The organism is Spirosoma lacussanchae, assembly GCF_005870035.1.
Lineage (GTDB): Bacteria > Bacteroidota > Bacteroidia > Cytophagales > Spirosomataceae > Spirosoma > Spirosoma lacussanchae.
In genome coordinates, this window is sequence record NZ_SWJG01000008.1 from 31,815 (window position 1) to 52,080 (window position 20,266).

Annotated in this window: 13 protein-coding genes; 7 read left to right on the forward strand and 6 right to left on the reverse strand. The window is 54.1% G+C overall.

Annotated features, from left to right (window positions below; translation table 11 throughout):
* The 4 genes from FBR45_RS21595 to FBR45_RS21610 all read left to right on the forward strand — a co-directional run bounded on the left by FBR45_RS21595 (window position 1) and on the right by FBR45_RS21610 (window position 8,759).
* Entirely contained in the window at window positions 1-1,746 is a 1,746-nt protein-coding gene (locus FBR45_RS21595; protein ID WP_138506205.1) for a RagB/SusD family nutrient uptake outer membrane protein, read from the forward strand.
* A gap of 29 nt (window positions 1,747-1,775) precedes the next feature.
* Window positions 1,776-2,807: a DUF5627 domain-containing protein gene (locus FBR45_RS21600; protein WP_246082337.1), complete on the forward strand. Its 1,032-nt coding sequence runs from the start codon at window positions 1,776-1,778 to the stop codon at window positions 2,805-2,807.
* A gap of 24 nt (window positions 2,808-2,831) precedes the next feature.
* A complete protein-coding gene (locus FBR45_RS21605; protein ID WP_138506207.1) occupies window positions 2,832-4,508 on the forward strand; it encodes an endo-1,4-beta-xylanase in 1,677 nt (558 codons plus the stop codon).
* 207 nt (window positions 4,509-4,715) lie between these two features.
* Complete coding sequence (locus FBR45_RS21610) at window positions 4,716-8,759, forward strand: two-component regulator propeller domain-containing protein (RefSeq protein ID WP_138506209.1); 4,044 nt, start codon at window positions 4,716-4,718, stop codon at window positions 8,757-8,759.
* A gap of 40 nt (window positions 8,760-8,799) precedes the next feature.
* On the opposite strand, the gene FBR45_RS21615 is transcribed toward FBR45_RS21610, so the two are convergent.
* On the reverse strand, window positions 8,800-9,051 hold the full coding sequence (locus tag FBR45_RS21615; RefSeq protein WP_138506210.1) for a hypothetical protein: 252 nt from the start codon (window positions 9,049-9,051) through the stop codon (window positions 8,800-8,802).
* A 273-nt stretch (window positions 9,052-9,324) separates the two neighbouring features.
* A complete protein-coding gene (locus tag FBR45_RS21620; RefSeq protein WP_138506213.1) occupies window positions 9,325-9,663 on the reverse strand; it encodes a winged helix-turn-helix transcriptional regulator in 339 nt (112 codons plus the stop codon).
* Between the two features lie 103 nt (window positions 9,664-9,766).
* Here FBR45_RS21620 and FBR45_RS21625 point away from each other — a divergent pair, with 103 nt between their 5' ends.
* A complete protein-coding gene (locus FBR45_RS21625; RefSeq protein ID WP_212748643.1) occupies window positions 9,767-10,093 on the forward strand; it encodes a DoxX family protein in 327 nt (108 codons plus the stop codon).
* A gap of 211 nt (window positions 10,094-10,304) precedes the next feature.
* Here the strand turns inward: FBR45_RS21625 and FBR45_RS21630 are convergent, their stop codons facing one another.
* Window positions 10,305-11,492, reverse strand: coding sequence for a PepSY-associated TM helix domain-containing protein (locus tag FBR45_RS21630; RefSeq protein WP_138506215.1), 1,188 nt, complete (start codon window positions 11,490-11,492; stop codon window positions 10,305-10,307).
* A gap of 10 nt (window positions 11,493-11,502) precedes the next feature.
* Window positions 11,503-13,863 (reverse strand): TonB-dependent receptor, encoded by a 2,361-nt coding sequence (locus FBR45_RS21635; RefSeq protein WP_171044934.1) that lies wholly within the window; start codon window positions 13,861-13,863, stop codon window positions 11,503-11,505.
* Between the two features lie 649 nt (window positions 13,864-14,512).
* On the opposite strand from FBR45_RS21635, the gene trxA reads away from it, so the two are divergent.
* Together trxA and FBR45_RS21645 are read left to right on the forward strand one after the other, a co-directional pair.
* Window positions 14,513-14,830: a thioredoxin gene (gene trxA, locus FBR45_RS21640; protein ID WP_138506219.1), complete on the forward strand. Its 318-nt coding sequence runs from the start codon at window positions 14,513-14,515 to the stop codon at window positions 14,828-14,830.
* 46 nt (window positions 14,831-14,876) lie between these two features.
* Window positions 14,877-15,107: a hypothetical protein gene (locus tag FBR45_RS21645; RefSeq protein ID WP_138506221.1), complete on the forward strand. Its 231-nt coding sequence runs from the start codon at window positions 14,877-14,879 to the stop codon at window positions 15,105-15,107.
* 1,180 nt (window positions 15,108-16,287) lie between these two features.
* Here the strand turns inward: FBR45_RS21645 and FBR45_RS21660 are convergent.
* Window positions 16,288-18,141: an alkaline phosphatase gene (locus FBR45_RS21660; protein WP_138506222.1), complete on the reverse strand. Its 1,854-nt coding sequence runs from the start codon at window positions 18,139-18,141 to the stop codon at window positions 16,288-16,290.
* 349 nt (window positions 18,142-18,490) lie between these two features.
* Window positions 18,491-20,236 carry an arylsulfatase gene (locus FBR45_RS21665; RefSeq protein ID WP_138506224.1) on the reverse strand — a complete coding sequence of 582 codons (1,746 nt, stop codon included), beginning with the start codon at window positions 20,234-20,236 and terminating at the stop codon, window positions 18,491-18,493.
* Window positions 20,237-20,266 lie beyond the last annotated feature (30 nt).

Sequence of the window (20,266 nt, forward strand, 5' to 3'; positions counted from 1 at the left end):
ATGAAAAGATACCTACCCGTCCTGCTCGCTGCGTGCCTGTCGCTGACAGGCTGCGCCGATCTGCTGGAACCCGAAGTCGAAAACCTCCCCGGCAAAGATGCCATGTACAAAGAGGTGACCTTTGCCCAGGGGTTCCTCCTGAATGGATACACGCGGCTGCCCGGTCTGCCCTTCAACGATGTGGCCACCGACGATGCCGTCAGTAACGACAAAAACAACGCATTCCTCAAAATTGCCACCGGCCAGTGGACGGCCAACTACAACCCAACCGATCAGTGGGTGAACAGCATGTCGGCCATTCAATACCTGAACACCATGCTGGCCGAAGTCGATAAGGTTACCTGGGCCACGGACCCCAAGGCAGCTCAGATGTTCCGGGACCGCATTAAGGGGGAAGCCTACGGCCTGCGCGCCTTTTACATGTTTCAGCTGTTGCGGGCCCATGGCGGCTGGGCAAGCAGTGGCGAGTTGCTGGGGGTTCCCATTCTGACCAAACCCCAGGATACGAACTCCGACTTCAACCAGCCCCGCGCTACCTTCGAAGCCTGCATGCAACAGCTCTACAGCGACATTAAACAAGCCGAAGACCTGCTGCCCCTCGATTATGAAGACGTTACGTCGGCCTCGCAGATACCCGCCAAATACAGCGGCATCAGCCCGGAAGAGTATACCCGGGTATTCGGGCAATACTCCCGACTCCGGCTAACGGCCCGGATCGCCAAAGCCATTCGGGCACAGGCGGCCTTGCTGGCTGCCAGCCCGGCCTACAGAACCGGCACCACCACAACCTGGATCGATGCCGCCAACTACGCGGGCGAGGTGCTGAAACTGGTAGGCGGACCGGCCAGACTGGCTGCCAACGGAGGCACCTGGTACGACAATCGCACGGAGATCAACAACCTGGGCGCGGGTATCAATCCGCCCGAGATTCTCTGGCGGGGCGATGCGTCCAACAGCCGCAACCTGGAGGAGGACAACTATCCGCCTTCTCTGTTTGGCCGGGGTCGTGTCAACCCGACCCAAAACCTGGTCGACGCGTTTCCGATGGCGAATGGTTACCCCATCACGGCAGCAGCCAGCGAGTATCGGGCGCAATCGCCGTATACCAACCGCGACCCCAGGCTGCAGCGGTATATCGTGGTCAACAACAGCACCCTGGGGCCATCGAACACGGTGATCAGAACCGAGACCGGCGCGGGCAACGACGCTGTCAATCAGATCGAGACATCGACACGCACCGGCTATTACCTGCGTAAACTGCTGCGTCAGGACGTGAACCTGAACCCGATTGGCGCCAACCAGCAGCGGCATTACACGGCCCGCATCCGTTACACCGAAATCTTCCTGATCTACGCCGAAGCGGCCAACGAAGCCTGGGGCCCCGACGGGCAGGGCTCGTTCGGATTCTCGGCGCGCGATGTAATCCGGGCCATTCGTCAGCGGGCGGGTATCGGTGCCAACAACGGGGATGCGTATCTGGCTTCGGTCCAGACCCAGGCCGATATGCGTCAGCTCATTCGGAATGAGCGTCGGCTGGAGCTGTGTTTCGAAGGCTTCCGCTTCTGGGACCTGCGTCGCTGGAACGAAAAGCTCACAGAGGGCGCCAATGGCATCCGGATAACGAACGGAAACTACTCCATTTTTCCGGTAGAGAACCGATCGTTCACGGCGCACATGAACCACGGGCCTATTCCGTACGGCGAAATGCTCAAATGGAAGTCGCTCGTCCAAAACAAGGGCTGGTAAACACTCCTCATAACCAATCATTTACAAAGGTGAAGAAGTTACATACACTCTTACTACTGGCAGGAATGGCTGTTTTCAGCGCCTGTGAAAACCAGGAATGGGTATTCCCGGATTTTAAGTACACGACGGTTTATTTTGCCTACCAGTCTCCGGTTCGCACCATCACCCTTGGTGAAGACCTCTACGATACCTCGCTTGATAACGCACGCAAATGCAGGATCATGGCAACCAAAGGCGGAGCCTATACCAACAGCACGGATATCACCGTAGACATCAAGGTCGACAATTCGCTCTGTGACAGACTGTTGTTCGGCACCAATGGTCAGAAGGTATTACCGATGCCAGCCAATTACTACAGCCTGGCCGCCAACCAGATCGTTATCCCCAAAGGCAGCATTACGGGCGGAGTAGAGGTGCAGCTGACCGACGCGTTTTTTTCGGACCCGGCCGCGATCCGGAATACCTACGTCATACCGGTGGTGATGAACCAGGTGCAGAATGCCGATTCGCTGCTGCGGGGAAAGAGCACACTTGCGTCGCCCCGCCGGACGGTGGGTAGTGACTGGGACATTACCCCTAAAGATTATATCCTGTACGCGGTGAAATACGTGAACCCCTGGCATGCTACCTACCTGCGCCGGGGCAAGGATGTGATTGCCGGTAAGGACGGGAATACCGCCATCAGTAAAACCCTGGTGCGCCGGGGTCGATACGTCGAGAATAGCGAAGTCTGCAACCTGTCAACCCGCTCGCTGAACCAGGTTGTATTCAGCAACTCCATTAAGGCGGCCAACGGAACCGACATGCCGTTCCGGCTTATCCTGAATTTCGACGAAGCCAGCAACTGCACCATCACCACCGACGCCACCGACTACACGGTGAAGGGAACGGGACGGTTTGTGAAGAAAGGTGATCTCAAAAGCTGGGGTAACCAGGACCGCGACGTGCTGCACCTCAACTACGAAGTCAACTTCAAAGATGCGGTCCTCACCACCACCGATACCCTGGTCGTACGCAACCGGGGAGTTGTTGCCGAAACGTTTATTCCGGTATACCAGTAAGCCACCCTTAACCTTTAGAGCCCGATGACACCTTTGAAAACGACAACCTGCCTGGCGCTCCTGACGGTGCTTTCGGCCGCCTGTAGTCCCGACGAAACAGAATTCGTTCTGGAAAGGCCCGAAAGTGTAGCGACCATGGCGCCCATCAACCGGTACGATGCCCTGAAATCATACGTCGACCCAACGGCCAACCCCGGCTTTAAGTTAGGCGCTGGCGTGAGCCTGGCCGATTATATGGCCCGGGGCGTAGCTTACCGGATGATCAACAGCAATTTCAACGACATTACCCTGGGGTACGAGATGAAGCATGGCGCCGTCGTAAAAGCCGATGGTAAGCTGGATCTGACCAATGTAATCAACCTGCTTAAGGCCGCTCAGGCGGCCGGGGTTAGCGTCTATGGACACACACTGGCCTGGCACGCCAACCAGAACGCGGCCTACCTCAATAGCCTGCTGCTGACGGGCGTCGACTTCGACCCGGCCGACAAGCGCGTAAACTACGTCAATGGCTCCTTCGAGCAGAACCAGACCGGCTGGAACTCCTGGGGCGGCTCCAGCACCCGCGACATTGTCAATACGGGCCTGGTTGGCACGAAAAGTCTGCGTTTCACGCATACGTCCAAAGCAAACCCCTGGGATGCTCAGATCGCGCTGGACTTCTCCCCGATGCCCGTACCCGTGGGCGAGTACACCCTGTCGTTCTTTGTCCGGTCCGACGCGCCGGGTAAGTTTCGCTGCTCAACGGTAGGAACGGGCCCCGACGTGCAATACCAGGCCGATGTCATTACGTCGACCACCTGGCAGTACGTGGAGTGGGACATCAAGTCGGCGGGTTCGTTACAGGCTTTGCGCTACGACATGGGCACCACGCCGGGCACGTATTATCTCGACGAGGTTCGGCTGAATCCAAAATCCACGCTGTATAAAAAACCGGTTATTCTGCAGCTGAGCGACCAGGAAAAAGGGCGTATTATTGGCGGAGCCATGGACAAGTGGATCGCCGAAATGGTTACACAAACCAAGCCCTACGTAAAGGCCTGGGACGTGGTGAACGAACCCATGGACGATGCCAAACCGACCACGCTGAAGACAGCCGCTGGCCGGGCCCGAATCGCTACGGATGAATTCTTCTGGCAGGACTACCTGGGTAAAGACTATGGGGTCAGAGCCTTCAAGCTGGCCCGTCAGTACGGGAATGCCGACGATGTACTGTTCATCAACGACTACAACCTCGAATACGACCTCAACAAATGCCGGGGCCTGATCGACTACGTCAGCTACCTCGAGGCCAACGGCGCCAAAGTAGACGGCATCGGCACCCAAATGCACATGAGCCTGGATACGAAGCGGGAAAACATCGATCAGATGTTTAGGATGCTGGCCGCTACCGGCAAAATGATCAAAATATCCGAGATGGACATAGGCATCGGTACGGGAATCAAAACCCCGGCTACAACCCCCGCACAGTACAAAGCCCAGGCCGACCTTTACGAATACGTGATCTCGAAATACATGGAACTGGTGCCCGCCAAACAACGCTACGGCATTACCATGTGGAGCCCGATGGATAGCGCCGAAGGGTCGACCTGGCGAGCCGGTGAACCCATCGGCCTCTGGAAACGCGACTACAGCCGCAAACAGGCCTACGGTGGTTTCGCCAACGGACTGGCCGGTCGAAACGTGAGTGCGGAGTTCAAATAACTGGATTGCGTCAACTACCCTTCTAAAACCATAGATTTCGTCATTTCACTTGCCAAGTGGGATGACGAAATCCTTTATTTTAGCCGATTGTATGGCTCATTGCCCGTAACAAAAACCATAAACCGCTCCGGTAAAGCCCGTCGTTCGGCTTTGATAGGCCCGGTTTACAATCCTCTCTCAGTTAGTAGTAAACTCAGCGTAGTATACATGGCTCGTAAGCATTTACTCTTCGTTCTCTGGTTTATGTGGCCGTGTTTGGCAATGGGCCAGCTGGGCAAGCTTTTCACAGTCGAAACCGGCCTGTCGGGCAGCCTCGTTACGGACATTCATCAGGATCGAAGTGGGTTTATCTGGATAGCCACAGAAGACGGGCTTAACCGATTCGATGGGATAAAATTCACCGTATACCGCCATGCCAAAAAAGACTCGATGAGTCTGCTGAACAACCAGATCCATGTACTCTTTGCCGACAAAAACGGCCGCATGTATGTTGGTTGCATCGAGGGGCTTCAGTACTACGACCCGGCTACCGACACGTTTCACGCCGTCCCCCTTATTTTGCCCAATGGCCACGCCGTCAGCGCGAGTGTATCTACGATCTGCCAGCGAAGAAATGGGGACATACTGGTGGGCACGTCTGGCCACGGCACCTTTAAACTAACCCGGCAAGGCCCACGGCTAGTTGGCCATAAAACACAGACAAATGCCCCCAGCGAACTGATCATCCGACTGCTGGAAGATAACGAACAGAACTTGTGGGTATCCACCGAAGACAAAGGCCTCTACCGGTTTAGCGGCCAGACGGTCAACGCGTACTTCGTATCGAAAAAGTCGCAGAACAACATCATCAGCGGTATCTGTCAGGACCGATACGGGCGTCTGTTTGTGGGCAACATGAGCAGTGGGCTGTATCGCTACGACCCAGTCGGCCAAACCTTCATTTCAATACCCTACAACGGGAAGTCCGATCTGCCGGTGGCCGATCTGCTGGTCAACCAGAGCAACCAGATCGTGGTGGCCACCAGCGGCAAGGGGATGAAGTATTTCGACCCGGTTTCCAATAAAATCCTGGATCTCGAACCCAGCGTAACCAGTTTCGATTTTTCCCGGTCCAAGGTGAACACCATGCTCGAAGATCAGGCCGGTAATGTCTGGATCGGGATTTACCAGAAAGGCCTGTTGCTGCTGGCGGGCAACACCAACCGATTCGGCTACATCGGGTACAAATCGGTCAGCCGGAAGTCGATCGGGTCAAGTGCGGTTATGGCGCTGGAGCAGGATGAGCAGGGAACGGTCTGGGTTGGCACCGACAGCGACGGCCTGTACGCGCTACCGGCCGGTGGTACCGCCAGCGTTCACTACCCGACAGATAAGGAAGGCGGCACCGTACCGTCCAACATCCTGACGATTCACCAGGATTCCCAGAAAAACCTCTGGCTGGGGTCATACCTCAGTGGCCTGTCCCGGTTTGATCGCAGCACGGGTAAAAGCCACACTATATCCAAACTGGTCGACAAGCGGGGTGACAATGTACAGCGCGTGTTCAGCATACAGGAAGACTCGCGGCAGCGGCTATGGATCGGTACGATGGGGTCGGGCATTTTTCGGATGGATATGCGGTCGGGGATGGTCAAAAACTACGACGCCCTGCCCGGTCACCTGTACCGGCCCGAGTACAACAATCTGCTGAATAGCTGGATCAACTGCCTGTATATTACCAAAGATAATAAGCTCTTCATCGGTACCTTCGACGGGCTTGGCTGTCTGGACCTGGATACAGAAAGTTTCATCTCTACCCTGGGCACAAACCGGCTGATGGCCGGTACAGTCGTCTACTCCCTCTTTGAAGACAACCGGGGTATTCTGTGGATAGGTACCTCGCAGGGGTTGAAAAAAATGAACCGCTCCACCCGAGAAATGACCACCTTCGACGCCGATCGTGGCCTGCCCGGTAACCTGATCTGGTCGATCCGGGGCGATAAAATGGGCGACCTCTGGATAAGTACCAACCACGGCCTCTCGAAGATGGATGTGAAAACCAACACCTTTACCAACTTCTATTCGTCGGATGGACTGCAGGGTAATGAATTTAGCCGGGGAGCTTCACTGATCACCGATGACGGCGAGCTGTATTTTGGCGGGGTAAACGGCATCACGCACTTCAAACCCGATGAAATTCGCGTGGCCAATAAACACCTGGCGGTACAGATTGTCGACCTTTACATTCGTGACAAACCTGTCAGAAAAGGGACCCGGTCGGGCCGTTTTCAGGTGGTCGATACCACCGTTACAAACGCCCGTGAATTTAATCTGGCCCATCACGATAACTCGTTCACCCTCGAGTTTTCGACCATGGATTTTATCGACGCGGAACGAGTGGCCTACCAGTATTCGATCAACGACAACGTCTGGGAAGAACTACGGCCAGGCACGAACCGACTCACCTTCGATAATCTGTCGCCGGGCAGCTACCAGTTTCGGCTCCGGGCCAAATTCAGCAACGCCGTTTCGGCCATTCGCCGGGTGACCGTCATCGTGCATCCGGTCTGGTACCTGTCCACTTGGGCCATGCTGGTATATGCCCTGCTGGCCCTGATCGGGGCCGTATTCGTGGCCAGAACGGTCAGGCAACGGCGACGGGTAAAAGCGGAATCACTCGCCCACCAGCGCCAGGAAGAGATTAACGAAGCCAAGCTTCAGTTCTTTATCAACATAGCTCACGAAATCCGGACACCACTAACCCTGGTTGTCAGCCCGTTGCAAAAACTCATCACCCACGATCAGGACGAGGAGCGCAGCCACCTTTACAGCATTATGGGGCGTAACACCAAACGGATACTGGATTTGGTAAACCAGCTGATGGATATCCGAAAAATTGAGAAGGGGCAAATGACGCTGCAACTCGAAACCGTCGAAATGACCCAGTTCACCAACGAGATCTGCCAGCTTTTTGAAGAACGAATCCACGCCAAGTCGATTCAGTTCAGTACCGACTTTCCGACTGCCTCCATCTACGCCCGTGTAGACCCGCACAACTTCGACAAAATACTGATCAATGTACTCGCCAACGCCTTTAAGTTCACCCCGGCGGGTGGCCTGATCCGGGTCGTGCTGCGGGTCGATGCGGACGAAGCCGCCGTTGAGCAGCCGGTTTTGCGGATAGCCATCGAAGACTCGGGACAGTGTATCAGCGAGCTGGAGACCGAGCGAATTTTCGAGTGTTTTTACCAGTCAGAAGACCATCGCGGCTATAACCAGCAGGGTACGGGCATCGGCCTTCATCTGGTAAAACAGTTGGTAGAACTCCATGGGGGCACGATCAAAGCCGAAAACATGAGCCCGGTTGGTTGTCGGTTTCTAATCAGAATTCCCCTCGAATCGGTCGTTAATGAAGTACACGTACCGGCTGTAGAACCGCCTGTCAGTTTCCCGCAACTGCCAGAGCGGGCAGCGCATAGCCCGGCGATAGCAAAAGCCCGAAAGCGGCCCCGGCGCATCGCCATTGCCGATGACGACGCCGAAATCTGCACCTACCTCTCCGGCGAGTTGTCGGGTGAGTATACGGTTTTGACGTACGCCAACGGGGAAGAAGCCTACAAAGGCATTGTCAAAGAAAAACCGGATCTGGTGGTCAGTGATGTGATGATGCCGTTGATGGATGGTATGACGTTGTGCCGTAAACTGCGGGCCAACCCGCTCGTCAATCACATCCCCATCATTTTGCTGACGGCCAAAACCGAAGAGTCGAGCAACGCCCTGGGCTTTGAACTGGGTGCCGACGCGTACATTACCAAACCGTTCAACATTGAGATCCTGTCGAAAACGATCAGGAGCCTGATCCGCAACCGGCAAATTATCCTGAATAATGAGAATGAGCAGCAGTACCAGGATGAGTTTATTGCCAAAGTCAGTCTAAAATCTGCCGATACCAAATTGCTGGAAAAGGTACACGCCCTGATCAATAAAAACCTGGCCAATCCGGAGTTAAGCGTGGAAATGATTGCCAGCGAGATCGGCATCAGTCGGGTTCATCTGCACCGTAAGCTGAAAGAACTGACCAACGCTACCACCCGCGACCTGATCCGGCATATCCGGCTGAAACAGGCGGCTGACCTGCTGACCAATAAGGGATTAACCGTGTCTGAAGTCGCTTTTGCCACAGGCTTTGCGAACGTGAACAACTTTTCGGTTTCGTTCAAGGAAATGTACGGGGTATCCCCTGCCCATTATGCCGAACAGCACCTGGTGTAAGGGCGATACCACCATTCAGCGCACAAAAAAGACCGGTCGCTCAGCGGTTCTGCGCTACCAGTGACGCTGCCTGGCCACTCAGCCTGATGTTGAAGCCGTGCGAATAATCGAAAACCATGCATTTAGTTGTGTATTCGGACTGAACGTTAAAGCCGCCCAGTAAAAGCTGGCTGACTCCACCCCCCAGCGTCAACCGATTAGAATAGGGAAAGTTAGTCCGTTGCGTATCCTGAGCCCATGCCGATGAGCAAAATGCCAGGAAAGAGAGGAAGGTAATCGTACGGTTTTTCATGATCTTTCTCTGTTTTGGTTATCGTCTTTTTTCTAATTGACGGCTCAAAACTGGTGAAAGAGCAAAGACACTGAAAGCGGTTCGGGGGCGAAACGTCGGTAGCGAGGGGGCGAAGCGTTTTCAGACAGGGGTAAGCTGAATCGGCAGCAAAACTACCCTACTACCGGGCAAAATAACGCCCCTGAATACCCCGGTGGACAGCAACGCCCGTTGGTAGATAGTTCGTGTTGTTCGGTGGCATCCCGGCCCCGTTTGACTGATCGACAAAACCGGTTAGTCACGTATGATTTCGCTCCGATGCAGCAGGCCCCACTTGTGCAACTCGTCCAGTACGGCCGCTAACGAGCGACCATGTGGCGTAATCTCGTAATGGACTTCCGGCAGGGGCGTATTGGTTACCGTACGTGTTATGAGCTGATTTATCTCCAGAAGTTTTAATTCTTTAGAGAGTGTTCGATCCGAAATGCCATTCATCTCCCGGCTCAGCTGGCTGAACCGTTTGGGGCCGGAGGAGAGCACAAACAGGATCAGGAGCTTCCATTTCCCCTCCAGCACTTCCAGCGCATCTTTGATGGACAGCAAGCTCGCCGGGCACGTTGTTCCGTTCAGCATACGTATCGATGACTATCTTGGTGGATAGCACTATCTGCCGGTATAGTGCCATGTTCTGCCTGGCAAAGGTAAATAGATTTGTAGCCACCAACCTCCGTTAGCTATGCGTTCGGTACAATCATCAGCCAGGCTTCTGCACATCAGTTTATGGCTTGTCCAAATCGTACTGGCCAGCAGCCTTATCTGGGCTGCCTGCCTGAAGCTATTTTTGCCCACTGCTCAGTTAGCCGCCATGTGGCCCTGGACGGCTCAGCTCCCTAACGCCTTTGTCAACTTGACGGCTTTCTTCGATGGGTTATGCGCCATCGGGTTGGTTATTCCCACCCTGCTCAACGTCCGTCCCCGGGTGGCATCCCTGGCAGCGGTTGGGGTAATCGGGCTGATGATCGGAGCAGTTGTCCTTCACCTTTCCCGGGGGAGGCCACCCTGATTGGCGTCAATCTGGTTTTTATGGGACTGGCCGCGTTCGTGGCCTGGGGCCGTGCTTCTTAAACCCACGTGGTGGTCAACTCATGGCTTTACAGCTACCATTTGTTTGTAACAAGTAGGTTCAGCAACCCGTAAGAGCACCTCGTGTCAGCTACTCGGTGAGTACGGCTTTGCCGTATGACATCTCAAATGAGCTTATTGTTTATCGGCAATCAGGAAACGGTTTTTGATGCCGTTTGGGGTCTGGACCTACCCAGCGGGTGGGAAACGGCAGCAGGCCTTTTCTTTTTGCGTCGTCCCCACCAGATCAGGAAACCCGTAACGGGCAAGCTGGCCGAAACCAGGCTGGCAAAAAACGCCAGTAACTGACCCGGCAGGCCTAGTATCTTGCCGATATGCACATCATAATTCATCAACCGGGCTTTCTGCCCCAGGTTCTGCGTCTCCAGCCGGTCTGTGCCCAGCAGCTGCCCCGTGTACTGGTTATAAAAAAAGGTCGTAGCGTCGTAATAGGTAGCTTCATTTGGATACGCACTCACAGCAATGCTACTCGTATCGGCCGCGGGCAAACTCACACTGTAATAGGCCGCCGTGGGGTATTGCCCCCGCGTTTGAGCCATCGACCGATCCAGTACCGTATCCGTACGGGGCGGTTCCCTTCTGGATGTCGGCTCGAAGTAGGCAGGTACATCGGTGCGACCCGTAAACAGAAAATAAAGGCCCTGCTCCACCCAATCGAACGACCAGACCAAGCCCGTTACAGCAATGAGCAGGGCAGGTAACAGGCTATAAAATCCGAATACGTTGTGGCTGTCGTAGTTGACTCGTCGCCAGCGTGCCGACCATTTCACGCTGAACCGCTGTTTCAGGGCGGCTTTGTTTCTGGGCCACCACAGTACCAGCCCTGTCAGGAGCGAGATGACGAATATCAGCACGGCAGTGCCCACGATTTTGTGTCCTTCTTCGTATTGTAACAGCAGGCTGGTGTGCAGACGGAGTATAATAGCAAACGGATCGGTGTGCATGTCCCGTACCTTCAGTACAGCCCCCGTATACGGGTTCAGATGAACGTAATGCTGCAGGTTTTGCCGGTCGTCATACACATAGTAATAAGCGGCTTTGGCCGGATCGCTGTATAGGCTTACCGTGGCATACTCAAACCGTTCGGGCATGTTCACTTCGTTCGATAAGGCTTGCCAACCCCGCCAGGCCAGCTCCGATACGGGTAGCAGCGGACCGTTTTGTGCCGGAACGCGGGTGTAGGGGCCGTTATACAGCGACTGAATTTCCGACTCGAACACGTACAGGCATCCCGTCAGGCTGACGATGAATACGATCAGCCCGGAGACCAGTCCAAGCCAGAGATGCAGCATGCCGGTGAGTTTACGGAAACCAGTCATACGGTGTGCGTTAGAAAACCTGCGTTAGTGTGAGCCTAAACGAGCGCGGGTTGCCGGGCCACAGATTGGCGGGACCATACACGCCGTGAAAATAAACGGCATCGGTCAGGTTGAACAGGCCGAGGTTGGCCGTGAACCCCCGACGGGCATAGCTTACCGAAGCATCGACGGTGGTATAAGCCGGTATCTCGAAACCAGGTACGTAGGTGGAGCGCTTACTAAGGTAGTTGAAACCGGCCCCGAATTTCAGCCCCTCCAGGGCGCCCTGCACAAGCTTGTACGTAGCCCACAAATTGCCATTGTGGTTGGGGGCATTGGGAAACCAGCCCGCCGGAATATAGTCGTACCCCGCATCGCCGGGGGTTCGGGCTTCATTGTATGCGTAATTGGCAATCAGATTCAGGTTGCGGGAGAGGTTGCCCTGCGCGGAGAGTTCGATACCCCGGCTGGTCACATCGTCCATCTGGATAAGCCGCAACCCGTCGGGATCGGTGGGGTCAGGGGTCAGCACGTCGGTTTTACGGATATGGTAGGCCGCAATCGACGTCGTAAGCCGATCACCCAGCCAGTCCTTTCTGATGCCCACTTCATACTGTACACTCCCTTCGGGCGCAAAAGGGCCACCAGCCGCTATATTGCTGCCGTACTGAGGCTGAAAGCCTTCCGTATAGCTGGCGTAGAGTGAGGTGGTTCGGGTAGGCTGGTACACCACGCCCAGCCGGGGTAAGAATCGGTTGGCCCGCAGCCTGTCGGTTCCGGTCAGCGTATCAGCGGCTATATCGTAGCTCGATTGGTTATACCGGTGCTGTTCAAACCGGCCGCCCAGCAGCACTTTCCAGCGCTCGCCAATAGAAAGCTGATCCTGCACGTAAGCCCCAAACAGGCGGGTTTCTTCGGTAGTGCGGGTCTGGTATTCCGCCGAGGCAATGGTGGCGGGTGTCCACTGGTAATTGGCCCAGCTATAATCGAGGTTATAAAGGCTTAACCGGCGCGAAGCCATCGTCGCAAAATTATACGTCCGGCCCGACACATTAGCGTCGGCGCCGACCAGTACGGTATGGCGTATCGGCCCGGTTTGTCCCGTTAGATTCAGGTAGGTGCTAAGTTGCCGCTGCCGGTTGTTGATCTGATCGAAATAGCGCTGCTCAAAAGTCATTGAATCCCGAACGGCTCCCGTGTTGAAATCGCCCGGCGAGATGTCGAACTGCTCATATGTCGGATTGCCCACGCTGCGGGCAAGCACGGTCCACTTCAGCCGGTTGTTGAACTGATGGCTGACCATAAGCTGCTGGGAGAGAGTCGTTACCCGACTGTAGCCGTTTGGATCGACCATCGAAAAATCACGCGGATAGCGACTTAGCTGCCAGCTAATGGGTTGCCCGTCGGTGCCCAGGATTGCCAGGGACGGAACACCCCGTTGGAAGCCCATTGTTCGCCGGTCACTGGCGTAGTTGAGTTCATAATTCAGGCTCGTTCGGTCCGAAAAATTGTATTGAAGCTGAGGAGCCACAAAAACGTTTCTAATTTTCTGATTACGATCAAGCTGCCCGGTCTTTTCGTAGCCGAAAACAAAACGATATAGTAGTTTCTGATTGCTCGTCACAGCTCCGGTGGCATCGCCCATGAACCGGTACTGGCTGAAACTACCCACCGTAGCACTCGCTTCGTACCGGGGAGCCGCCTGAGCCCGCTTGGTAACGTGGTTGATCACGCCCCCCGGATTGCCAGCGCTAAACAGTACCGACGCCGGTCCTTTCAGTACCTCTACCCGATCCAGGTTGTAGGTTAGTGCAGCCTGATCGAACTGGTAAAAATCGCCCCGTATGCCATTGTAGGCGAAGTTTCCGGGCGACGACCGAAAGCCCCGCAGCACGTAATCACTGTATTGGCTCGACGAAAAAGCATTCACCCCGACCATACTTTTGGTAGCTTCGGCCACCGACTGGATCTGCCGGTCGGCGATCAGTTCGCGGTTGATGACCTGAACCGACTGGGGCACGTCGCGAAGGGGGAGGGTCATGCGGGTGGCCAGTTCACTGACGGGCTCCGCGTATGTCCCCGTTCGACGGGCCGTGACCAGAACTTCACCGAGTTGCCGGGCCGTTTCGTTAAGTTTCAGAGCGGGCAGCGTTTTCCGTTCACCGGCCTGTATGCTAACCGTCAGCATTTGCGACTCAACCCCAACGGTCGATACTACCAGTTCGTAGGTACCAGCGGGCGCCTTCAGCGCGAACCAGCCTTCAGAATCGGTTAAAGCGCCGAACCGCGACCCGCGCAGCACCACATACACAAACTCCGCCGGTTTGCCATCGGCAGTAAGGACTTGCCCACTAAGCGTACCCCGATCGGGGTTTTCGTCGGTAAAAGCCAAGGCCTGATTGGCTAAGCTACTAAGCAGATAGCACCCGATAAAAAGCACCCACTGAACCCGTCGACTAATTGACGTACAGTACTCGTATAACTTTACCATAAAGGATCGCAACTAGTAAGAATTTAATCTATTGATCCGGCAAAGGTTAGAGTTATTTAGATTAGTTCTAAATAAGTGTGAAAACAAATTTTAATAAGTCTAAATAAGAGCAATTTAGATACACATATCAACTATGCTAGATTCAGGGCAAGATGTCTAGGAATGCCTCAGGCAGCTCGCGCCAGACCAGGGGGCAGCAGGGTGCTGTATGCAATGCACTATGTCCCCATTCCACAATCCGCTACTCTTTCCGGGCTTGTTTACGCACCGAACCCGTCGGTAGGTCTGCAAACGGCCCCATAGCTGGCTCAACTGGTACCGGGCTTTGCTGGTGCGTTAGGGAAAGAAAGTGGCCAATTACAAAGCAGTGCTATTTTTAGCCTGCGCTCAAGTCGTCTGGAAACGATCAATTATCTTTAGATAGGCTCTTAACAAGAAAATGCATACAAAAATGTAAAAAATTTAGTAGATTTTAGTTGCATTTGCGATTGTTGGTCCTTTTTTTCACGGCTGTAAATAGTTTATTGTTTAACCGTAACCCCCTTTTTGTATGAGATTTCCTGAGCTTACAGATGATAATTTTGAACAGGAGGTACTAAAGAGTACTCAACCAGTTATTGCCTACTTTTCTGCAACCTGGTGTGGACCTTGTAAAGCAATGAATCCACTCGTTGAACAGGTAGCCGAGGAAAGTCCCAAAGTGAAATTTGTGAAGATAGATATTGATGATTGCTCTGAAGTTTCAATGAGACAGGGCATACGTTCTGTACCCACATTGTACGCATTTAAAGATGGGCAGAAGAAAGGAAGTATTATTGGTTTGACCATGCGAGATAGAATACAGCAGCTAGTAGATAGAATCAGTTAGAAACCGGTTAATCTCTTTAAATAACGTCTGAACCTTAACTAATAAAATGGAACTGCTAGAGTTTGTAGAGAACAAAATAAACGAATACGCTCAGGAAATTCTGACGGGCAAAGACCGGGTCGACGATATGGCTCTGGGTGAGTTGCTGTTTTACCAGGCCCTGCGCCGGAACCTGAAAGGCACCGCCACCATGCAGGACGTAGGCATGCTGGATGCCATCAACGATGTGCTTCAGCAGAAAGGCATCGTAGACGACGAGCTAACATTTTACAAGTAAACATAACCCCAACCACTATTCGCACCGGCCCGACGAGCCGGTGCTTTTGTTTGTTAACTAACTACCCTAGTTTATGAACACGAATGTTGCAAACAACATCTGGAAGCTGTTTAAACTTTACGAATAATCTGCAAAACCGTGTGAATTTTGAGGTGCAAACTTTCAATAAACACAGCGTTGGGGATCATCAGCAAATATATTTTCTTAGCCACCTATTAGTTGGACAGATTTTCTGAAAAAGTTGTAGCGTACACCACCTCCTTTCCCCCCTACTTCTGCTGAGGGGTTATAAAGCCAATTAATCGATGGAATGGGTGAAAGTTGTAGTGTATAAAATATTGCACCAGAGTTTCTTTGGCTTCATAATAACTGTCTAATTCATTCCGTTCGATCACATCGTGCTCCAGAATACTGTGGAAAGCTTCGATTGGGCTTGCAATAGTATGGTGGAGCTTTTTTCTAAGCCGCCATTGTGGAAGTGAAAAAATAAGATTCCTGTTCACAGGGAGTGCGGTAGCCCAGCACTGAATGTTTCCGCCGACGATTGTACCGACCCTCAATGTACTCGAACGTAGGGTAGCTTTGCCGTTTCGTACAAAAATCGTCACTTGGGGTTATTCAACATTGCTCAAACTCTTTATTCAACAACTCATCGAATCCATGAAGCGTGCTCGTGGCCGAAAGGGTGGGCGACAGAAAGGTCTTTCCCCAGAAGCGAAGAAAAATGCCGTTTGGCGGAAATGTATTACAAAGAAGGAGCACTAGGGGTTAATATAATCGCCAAAAAGTTGGGTATTTCTAAAATGATGTTTTACAAATACCTACGCCATCGGGGTGTTAAGATTCATAGTAAGCAGACGACCGAAACCCAATCAAAGGACTGATTGGTAGACTCTTGATTCTCTTTGAAGAAACATTTCTCCGGAATGTTGGCAACCTCCCCTTCTCGGCCAGATCGGGCGATGGGTCCGCTTCCGTAATGACCCCAACTGCCCTGGTTACGGTAGAATCGGTACGCCAGTTGACCGATTGCGAAGTAGCCGGATTGCCCTGCCAGCCCAGAATAACGCGATCGGGATAAACAGACGGTTGGTAGTCCCTGTGAACCTGGGCCTGAGTCAAAAAAGCAGCCGACATGAGGATAACGGCTAGTAGAATCTGTTTCATTCCGGGAAGGTGGTTAATGCGAAGCCGCTTGATGCGTTGATTTATACTGGTTCAATATGGCCATGATCTTATGCTGGATCGCGGTATTTTCGTAAACGCCCCTAAAATCCAGCGAGTGAGGGCCATAGGCGAATACGGGCACCATGACGCCCGAATGGTCGTTGGTACTGAAGTGTCCGTCCACATAGCCTCGCTTCAGGTCACCATCGAGCAGGCTCAGCCCGCCGGTTTCGTGGTCAGCCGTAACGATGACCAGGGTTTCGCCGTTCGAGTCCGCAAAACGAATCGCGTCGCCAATGGCCTGGTCGAAGTCCAGCATCTCCTGCACGACATAACCCATCTGATTTGCGTGGCCGCCATAGTCGATCTGAGCCCCCTCGGCCATCACAAAAAAGCCCGCCGGGTTGGCTTGCAGGTCGTTCAGCGTTTTTTGCAGGCTTTTCTGTAAAAAGTCTTTCCGGCCCTTGTTCACCGCCACGACCGACTCATCGTCGAGGAGTACGAACGGGCGTTTGAGAGCCGCGAGTTGAGCAAAGCTGGTACCGATTTGATACCCCCGTTGACGAAGCGTGTCCAGCACTTTCTCTTCGGAGAAATACCGGTATCCACCCCCAATGAGTATATCGACCGGATCATGGAGAAAATCGCGGGCTATTTCGCGCTCAAACATACGGTCGGGCTGGTGCGCGTAAAAAGCCGCCGGGGTCGCGTCGGTGATGGCGCCCGCCGAGATAAGTCCACTTACCATGTTCCACGGCCTGATCAGGGTCGGGATTGCCGATAGCGGTTTACCCGTTGAGTCAACGCCAATGGCCCGGTTGTTAGTTTTTTGCCCCGTTGCCATGGCAGTTCCGCCAGCCGCTGAATCGGTAATGTAGGTATCGGCCGCGCTGGTTTTCGAGAAACCAATGTTCAGCAGTTTGGTCAGGTTCAACTCACCCCGGTTCGCGGTCAGACCCGCGTATATCTGGGCCAGCCCCATGCCATCGCCAATGAGCAGAATCACGTTTCGGACGCGGCTGCGGTTATCGTTGTTGCGGTACGTGGGCTGATAAAGAGTATGCGGGGTCATATGCTGGTACTCGGCCGTCTGGCGTTGCCGCAGAAACTGGCCAAGCGGGGCAATCTGATCGGTATTGATGTAGTCGACTCCCAGATTCATCAGGGTTTTCCAGGCGTTCACATGATCGGGCGTAGCCCAAAAGCGGATCTTTTTGCCCTGCTGGTGTACCTGCCGGATAACCTGCTGAATGGTTTGCCGCTCTCTTTTTACGATGAGTCCCTTTCCGTTCCAGCGGGTGTACCTGGTAAAGTCCTGGCTGATCAGACCAATACGAGCCAGTTGCCCGGGGGAATAGACAACATCGGGGCGACCGTCGAACTGTATCCAGCTGGGGTAACTGTCGTATTGGTCGGGTGCTGGGGTGTTTCCACTCACGACTACCTGTACCTGACCACCCGGACCAAAAATAGCCGGATAACGGCTCAACAACCTGACCAGCAGAGGCAATGATTGTTGAGCAGGTGTTTTTAAGTCGATCAGCCATTGCAGCTTGTAGTCAGCTTCCGGGTACAGCCTCCCTTTGTTCTCCCGTATTTTTTCAACAATTGGCATAATATACAGAGACTCCAGGGTACGGCCCGCCCTGATTGCAGCGGAGTCATGCGCCACAAAAAGCCGTCCGTCCCGCGCAACTACATCCGCTTCGATAGAACCGAACTGCTGGTCGTAGGCCTGCCCAAACGGGATGGTCTGCTCATAATCATTATGGGAGTGAGCCTGGGCTGGCGAGTATTGAGATGTCGGCTGAGCGACCGTAACCAGACTGGCGCCCAACAGCAGGGCGGACAAAACAAGATTGTTCATGAGTTGATCGGAAAGTCAGCAGTCCAGTCCCGAGAGGGTCAGAACTCGCCCAACGTTATATCGAGGATCAGCAGCCAACGTAAGTAAGGCCGTGGTAGAGCTGGTTTTCTGCTTGCGGCCCTAAAAGTAAAAAGCGCCAGACCATGAACACAGGTGAACGGGCACGCTTAATGGATTGATAATATAACAGAAGTCACTGACAGGAAACAGCGCCGTACGAAACTGGTAGCGAATAGCCGGGCTGGTGACAGGAAAAAAACCGCCAAACAGCCGCCAAATTCTCCGTCGGCTCAATGGTACACCGGCAACTTCGGCTACCAAATGGGTTGATGACACTTTCGTTAATAGCCTATTTCGGGGCGGTAAGCAGTAGCGCTTTTACGGCTGCCCCCTGCCCATTCGGGATTGATCCGGCCTGAAGCCGAATCCGTTGATGGCCCCCAGTCAGGGTAAGCGTGCCAAACGGCAGCCACGCCCAGGGCTTTTCATACACTTCTTTACGGGGAACCCGGTCGGGGCTGGGTTTTTGGGGTGGGTCGAAACTGGTTCTGAGCGTTTGTTGCAGCGTCTTGCTGTCAGCCGTAAGAGTCAATACCGTGCCGAGAGCGGATTCAGGTGCGGTATATTGCAGACTCAATTGGTACGCCCCCGGGCGCTGTACGTCAACATCCCACCAGATGGAATCCGTGGGCGACTGCCAGTTGATTATCCAGTCGTTAGCCCAGCCATTGCCCTGTTGGTAGCGCACCTTACCCGAAAAGTGGGCTTCCGGCGCCTGAAGCAACACCCGCTGACTCGCTACCGGCACCGGCCGTGAAGCGCTAATAGCCCGCGACACATCCCGGAACCAGCCCTCATAGGCGTTCTGCAGGGTTTGAACCTGCTGAGGCTTTTCAGCGGCCAAATCCGTCGACTGCGCCGGATCGCGGAGCATATCGTACAGATGAACCTGCTCTTTCTGCAACACCAGCCGGTACTGAGCCGTGCGAACAGCCCCTGGTTCGGCAGGTATGCCATTCGGGCCCATCCCGGCCACGTGCGTGAACAGCAGGCGATCGGGCAGCGTATCGGTATGGCCCAGCAACAGACCCGACAGGTTACGGCCATCAATCGGATTGGCAGGTCTGAAGCGCAACCTACACAAACCCACCAGCGTCGGAAGTAGATCGATATGGGCCGTATTGGGTCGGATGCGGGTTTGGGGACGTATCTTTTCCGGCCATCGTATAAAGAGCGGCACGCGCACACCTCCTTCGTCGACCGACCCTTTAATGCCCTTCATATTGCCATTGTAGCGGTGGCCGTTAGGGCCGTTGTCGGTCGCAAACACAACTATCGTGTTTTTGGCCAAACCCAGCTCGTCCAGTTTTGCTAACAGCCGCCCCACGTTATCGTCGACGTTTTCGACCATGCCGTAAATACTGGCCTGTTCATCGTCCAGACCCTTAGCCTTGTATTTAGTAAAGTATCGATCAGCTACCTGGTGGGGACTGTGGGGGGCATTGAACGGCACATAACAGAAAAAAGGCCGGGCCTTGTTCGTACTGATGAAGTTCAGCGCGGCATCGGTCAGTACATCGGTGATGAACCCTTTGGTCGACACCATCTGGTCGTTATGCTGCAAGTCGGTATCGAAATAGTTATTCCAGTGGCCTGCGCAAAAGCCCAAGAACTCGTCAAATCCCTGTCCGTTGGGGTCTTCGGGCGCGTGTTCTCCGTTGTGCCATTTGCCGAAACAGCCGGTGGAATAGCCATTTTGGCGAAATACCTCGGCCAGGGTCAGTTCAGCGCCACGCATGCGTTCCCAGCCCTGGGTGACCGACACCGTGCCGGTGCGGAGGTGGTAACGGCCCGTGAGCAGGCTGGCGCGGGAGGGGGCGCAGAGCGGGCTGACAAAAAAGCGCTCGAACTGGGCCCCGCTGCGGGCCAGCCGATCGAGGTTTGGGGTTTCTACGTACCGATTACCGTGGAGGCTTAGGTCGCCCCAGCCCTGGTCGTCGGTCAGGATGAACACGACATTGGGACTGGAAGCAGCTGTCGGGTAACTCGTAGCCGACTCCCGTGCGACCCAACCGCCAATGATCAGCGCAGCCATACCTATCCAAAAAAGAGGTTTTATGGCAAA

Excerpts from the sequence above, each read along its gene's own strand:
- FBR45_RS21625 (WP_212748643.1), top strand. The coding sequence starts at position 9,767 with ATGCGTTCGGTACAATCATCAGCCAGGCTTCTGCACATCAGTTTATGG.
- FBR45_RS21660 (WP_138506222.1), bottom strand. The coding sequence starts at position 18,141 with ATGAACAATCTTGTTTTGTCCGCCCTGCTGTTGGGCGCCAGTCTGGTT.
- FBR45_RS21630 (WP_138506215.1), bottom strand. The coding sequence starts at position 11,492 with ATGACTGGTTTCCGTAAACTCACCGGCATGCTGCATCTCTGGCTTGGA.
- trxA (WP_138506219.1), top strand. The coding sequence starts at position 14,513 with ATGAGATTTCCTGAGCTTACAGATGATAATTTTGAACAGGAGGTACTA.
- FBR45_RS21665 (WP_138506224.1), bottom strand. The coding sequence starts at position 20,236 with ATGGCTGCGCTGATCATTGGCGGTTGGGTCGCACGGGAGTCGGCTACG.
- FBR45_RS21605 (WP_138506207.1), top strand. The coding sequence starts at position 2,832 with ATGACACCTTTGAAAACGACAACCTGCCTGGCGCTCCTGACGGTGCTT.
- FBR45_RS21610 (WP_138506209.1), top strand. The coding sequence starts at position 4,716 with ATGGCTCGTAAGCATTTACTCTTCGTTCTCTGGTTTATGTGGCCGTGT.
- FBR45_RS21645 (WP_138506221.1), top strand. The coding sequence starts at position 14,877 with ATGGAACTGCTAGAGTTTGTAGAGAACAAAATAAACGAATACGCTCAG.
- FBR45_RS21615 (WP_138506210.1), bottom strand. The coding sequence starts at position 9,051 with ATGAAAAACCGTACGATTACCTTCCTCTCTTTCCTGGCATTTTGCTCA.
- FBR45_RS21620 (WP_138506213.1), bottom strand. The coding sequence starts at position 9,663 with ATGCTGAACGGAACAACGTGCCCGGCGAGCTTGCTGTCCATCAAAGAT.
- FBR45_RS21595 (WP_138506205.1), top strand. The coding sequence starts at position 1 with ATGAAAAGATACCTACCCGTCCTGCTCGCTGCGTGCCTGTCGCTGACA.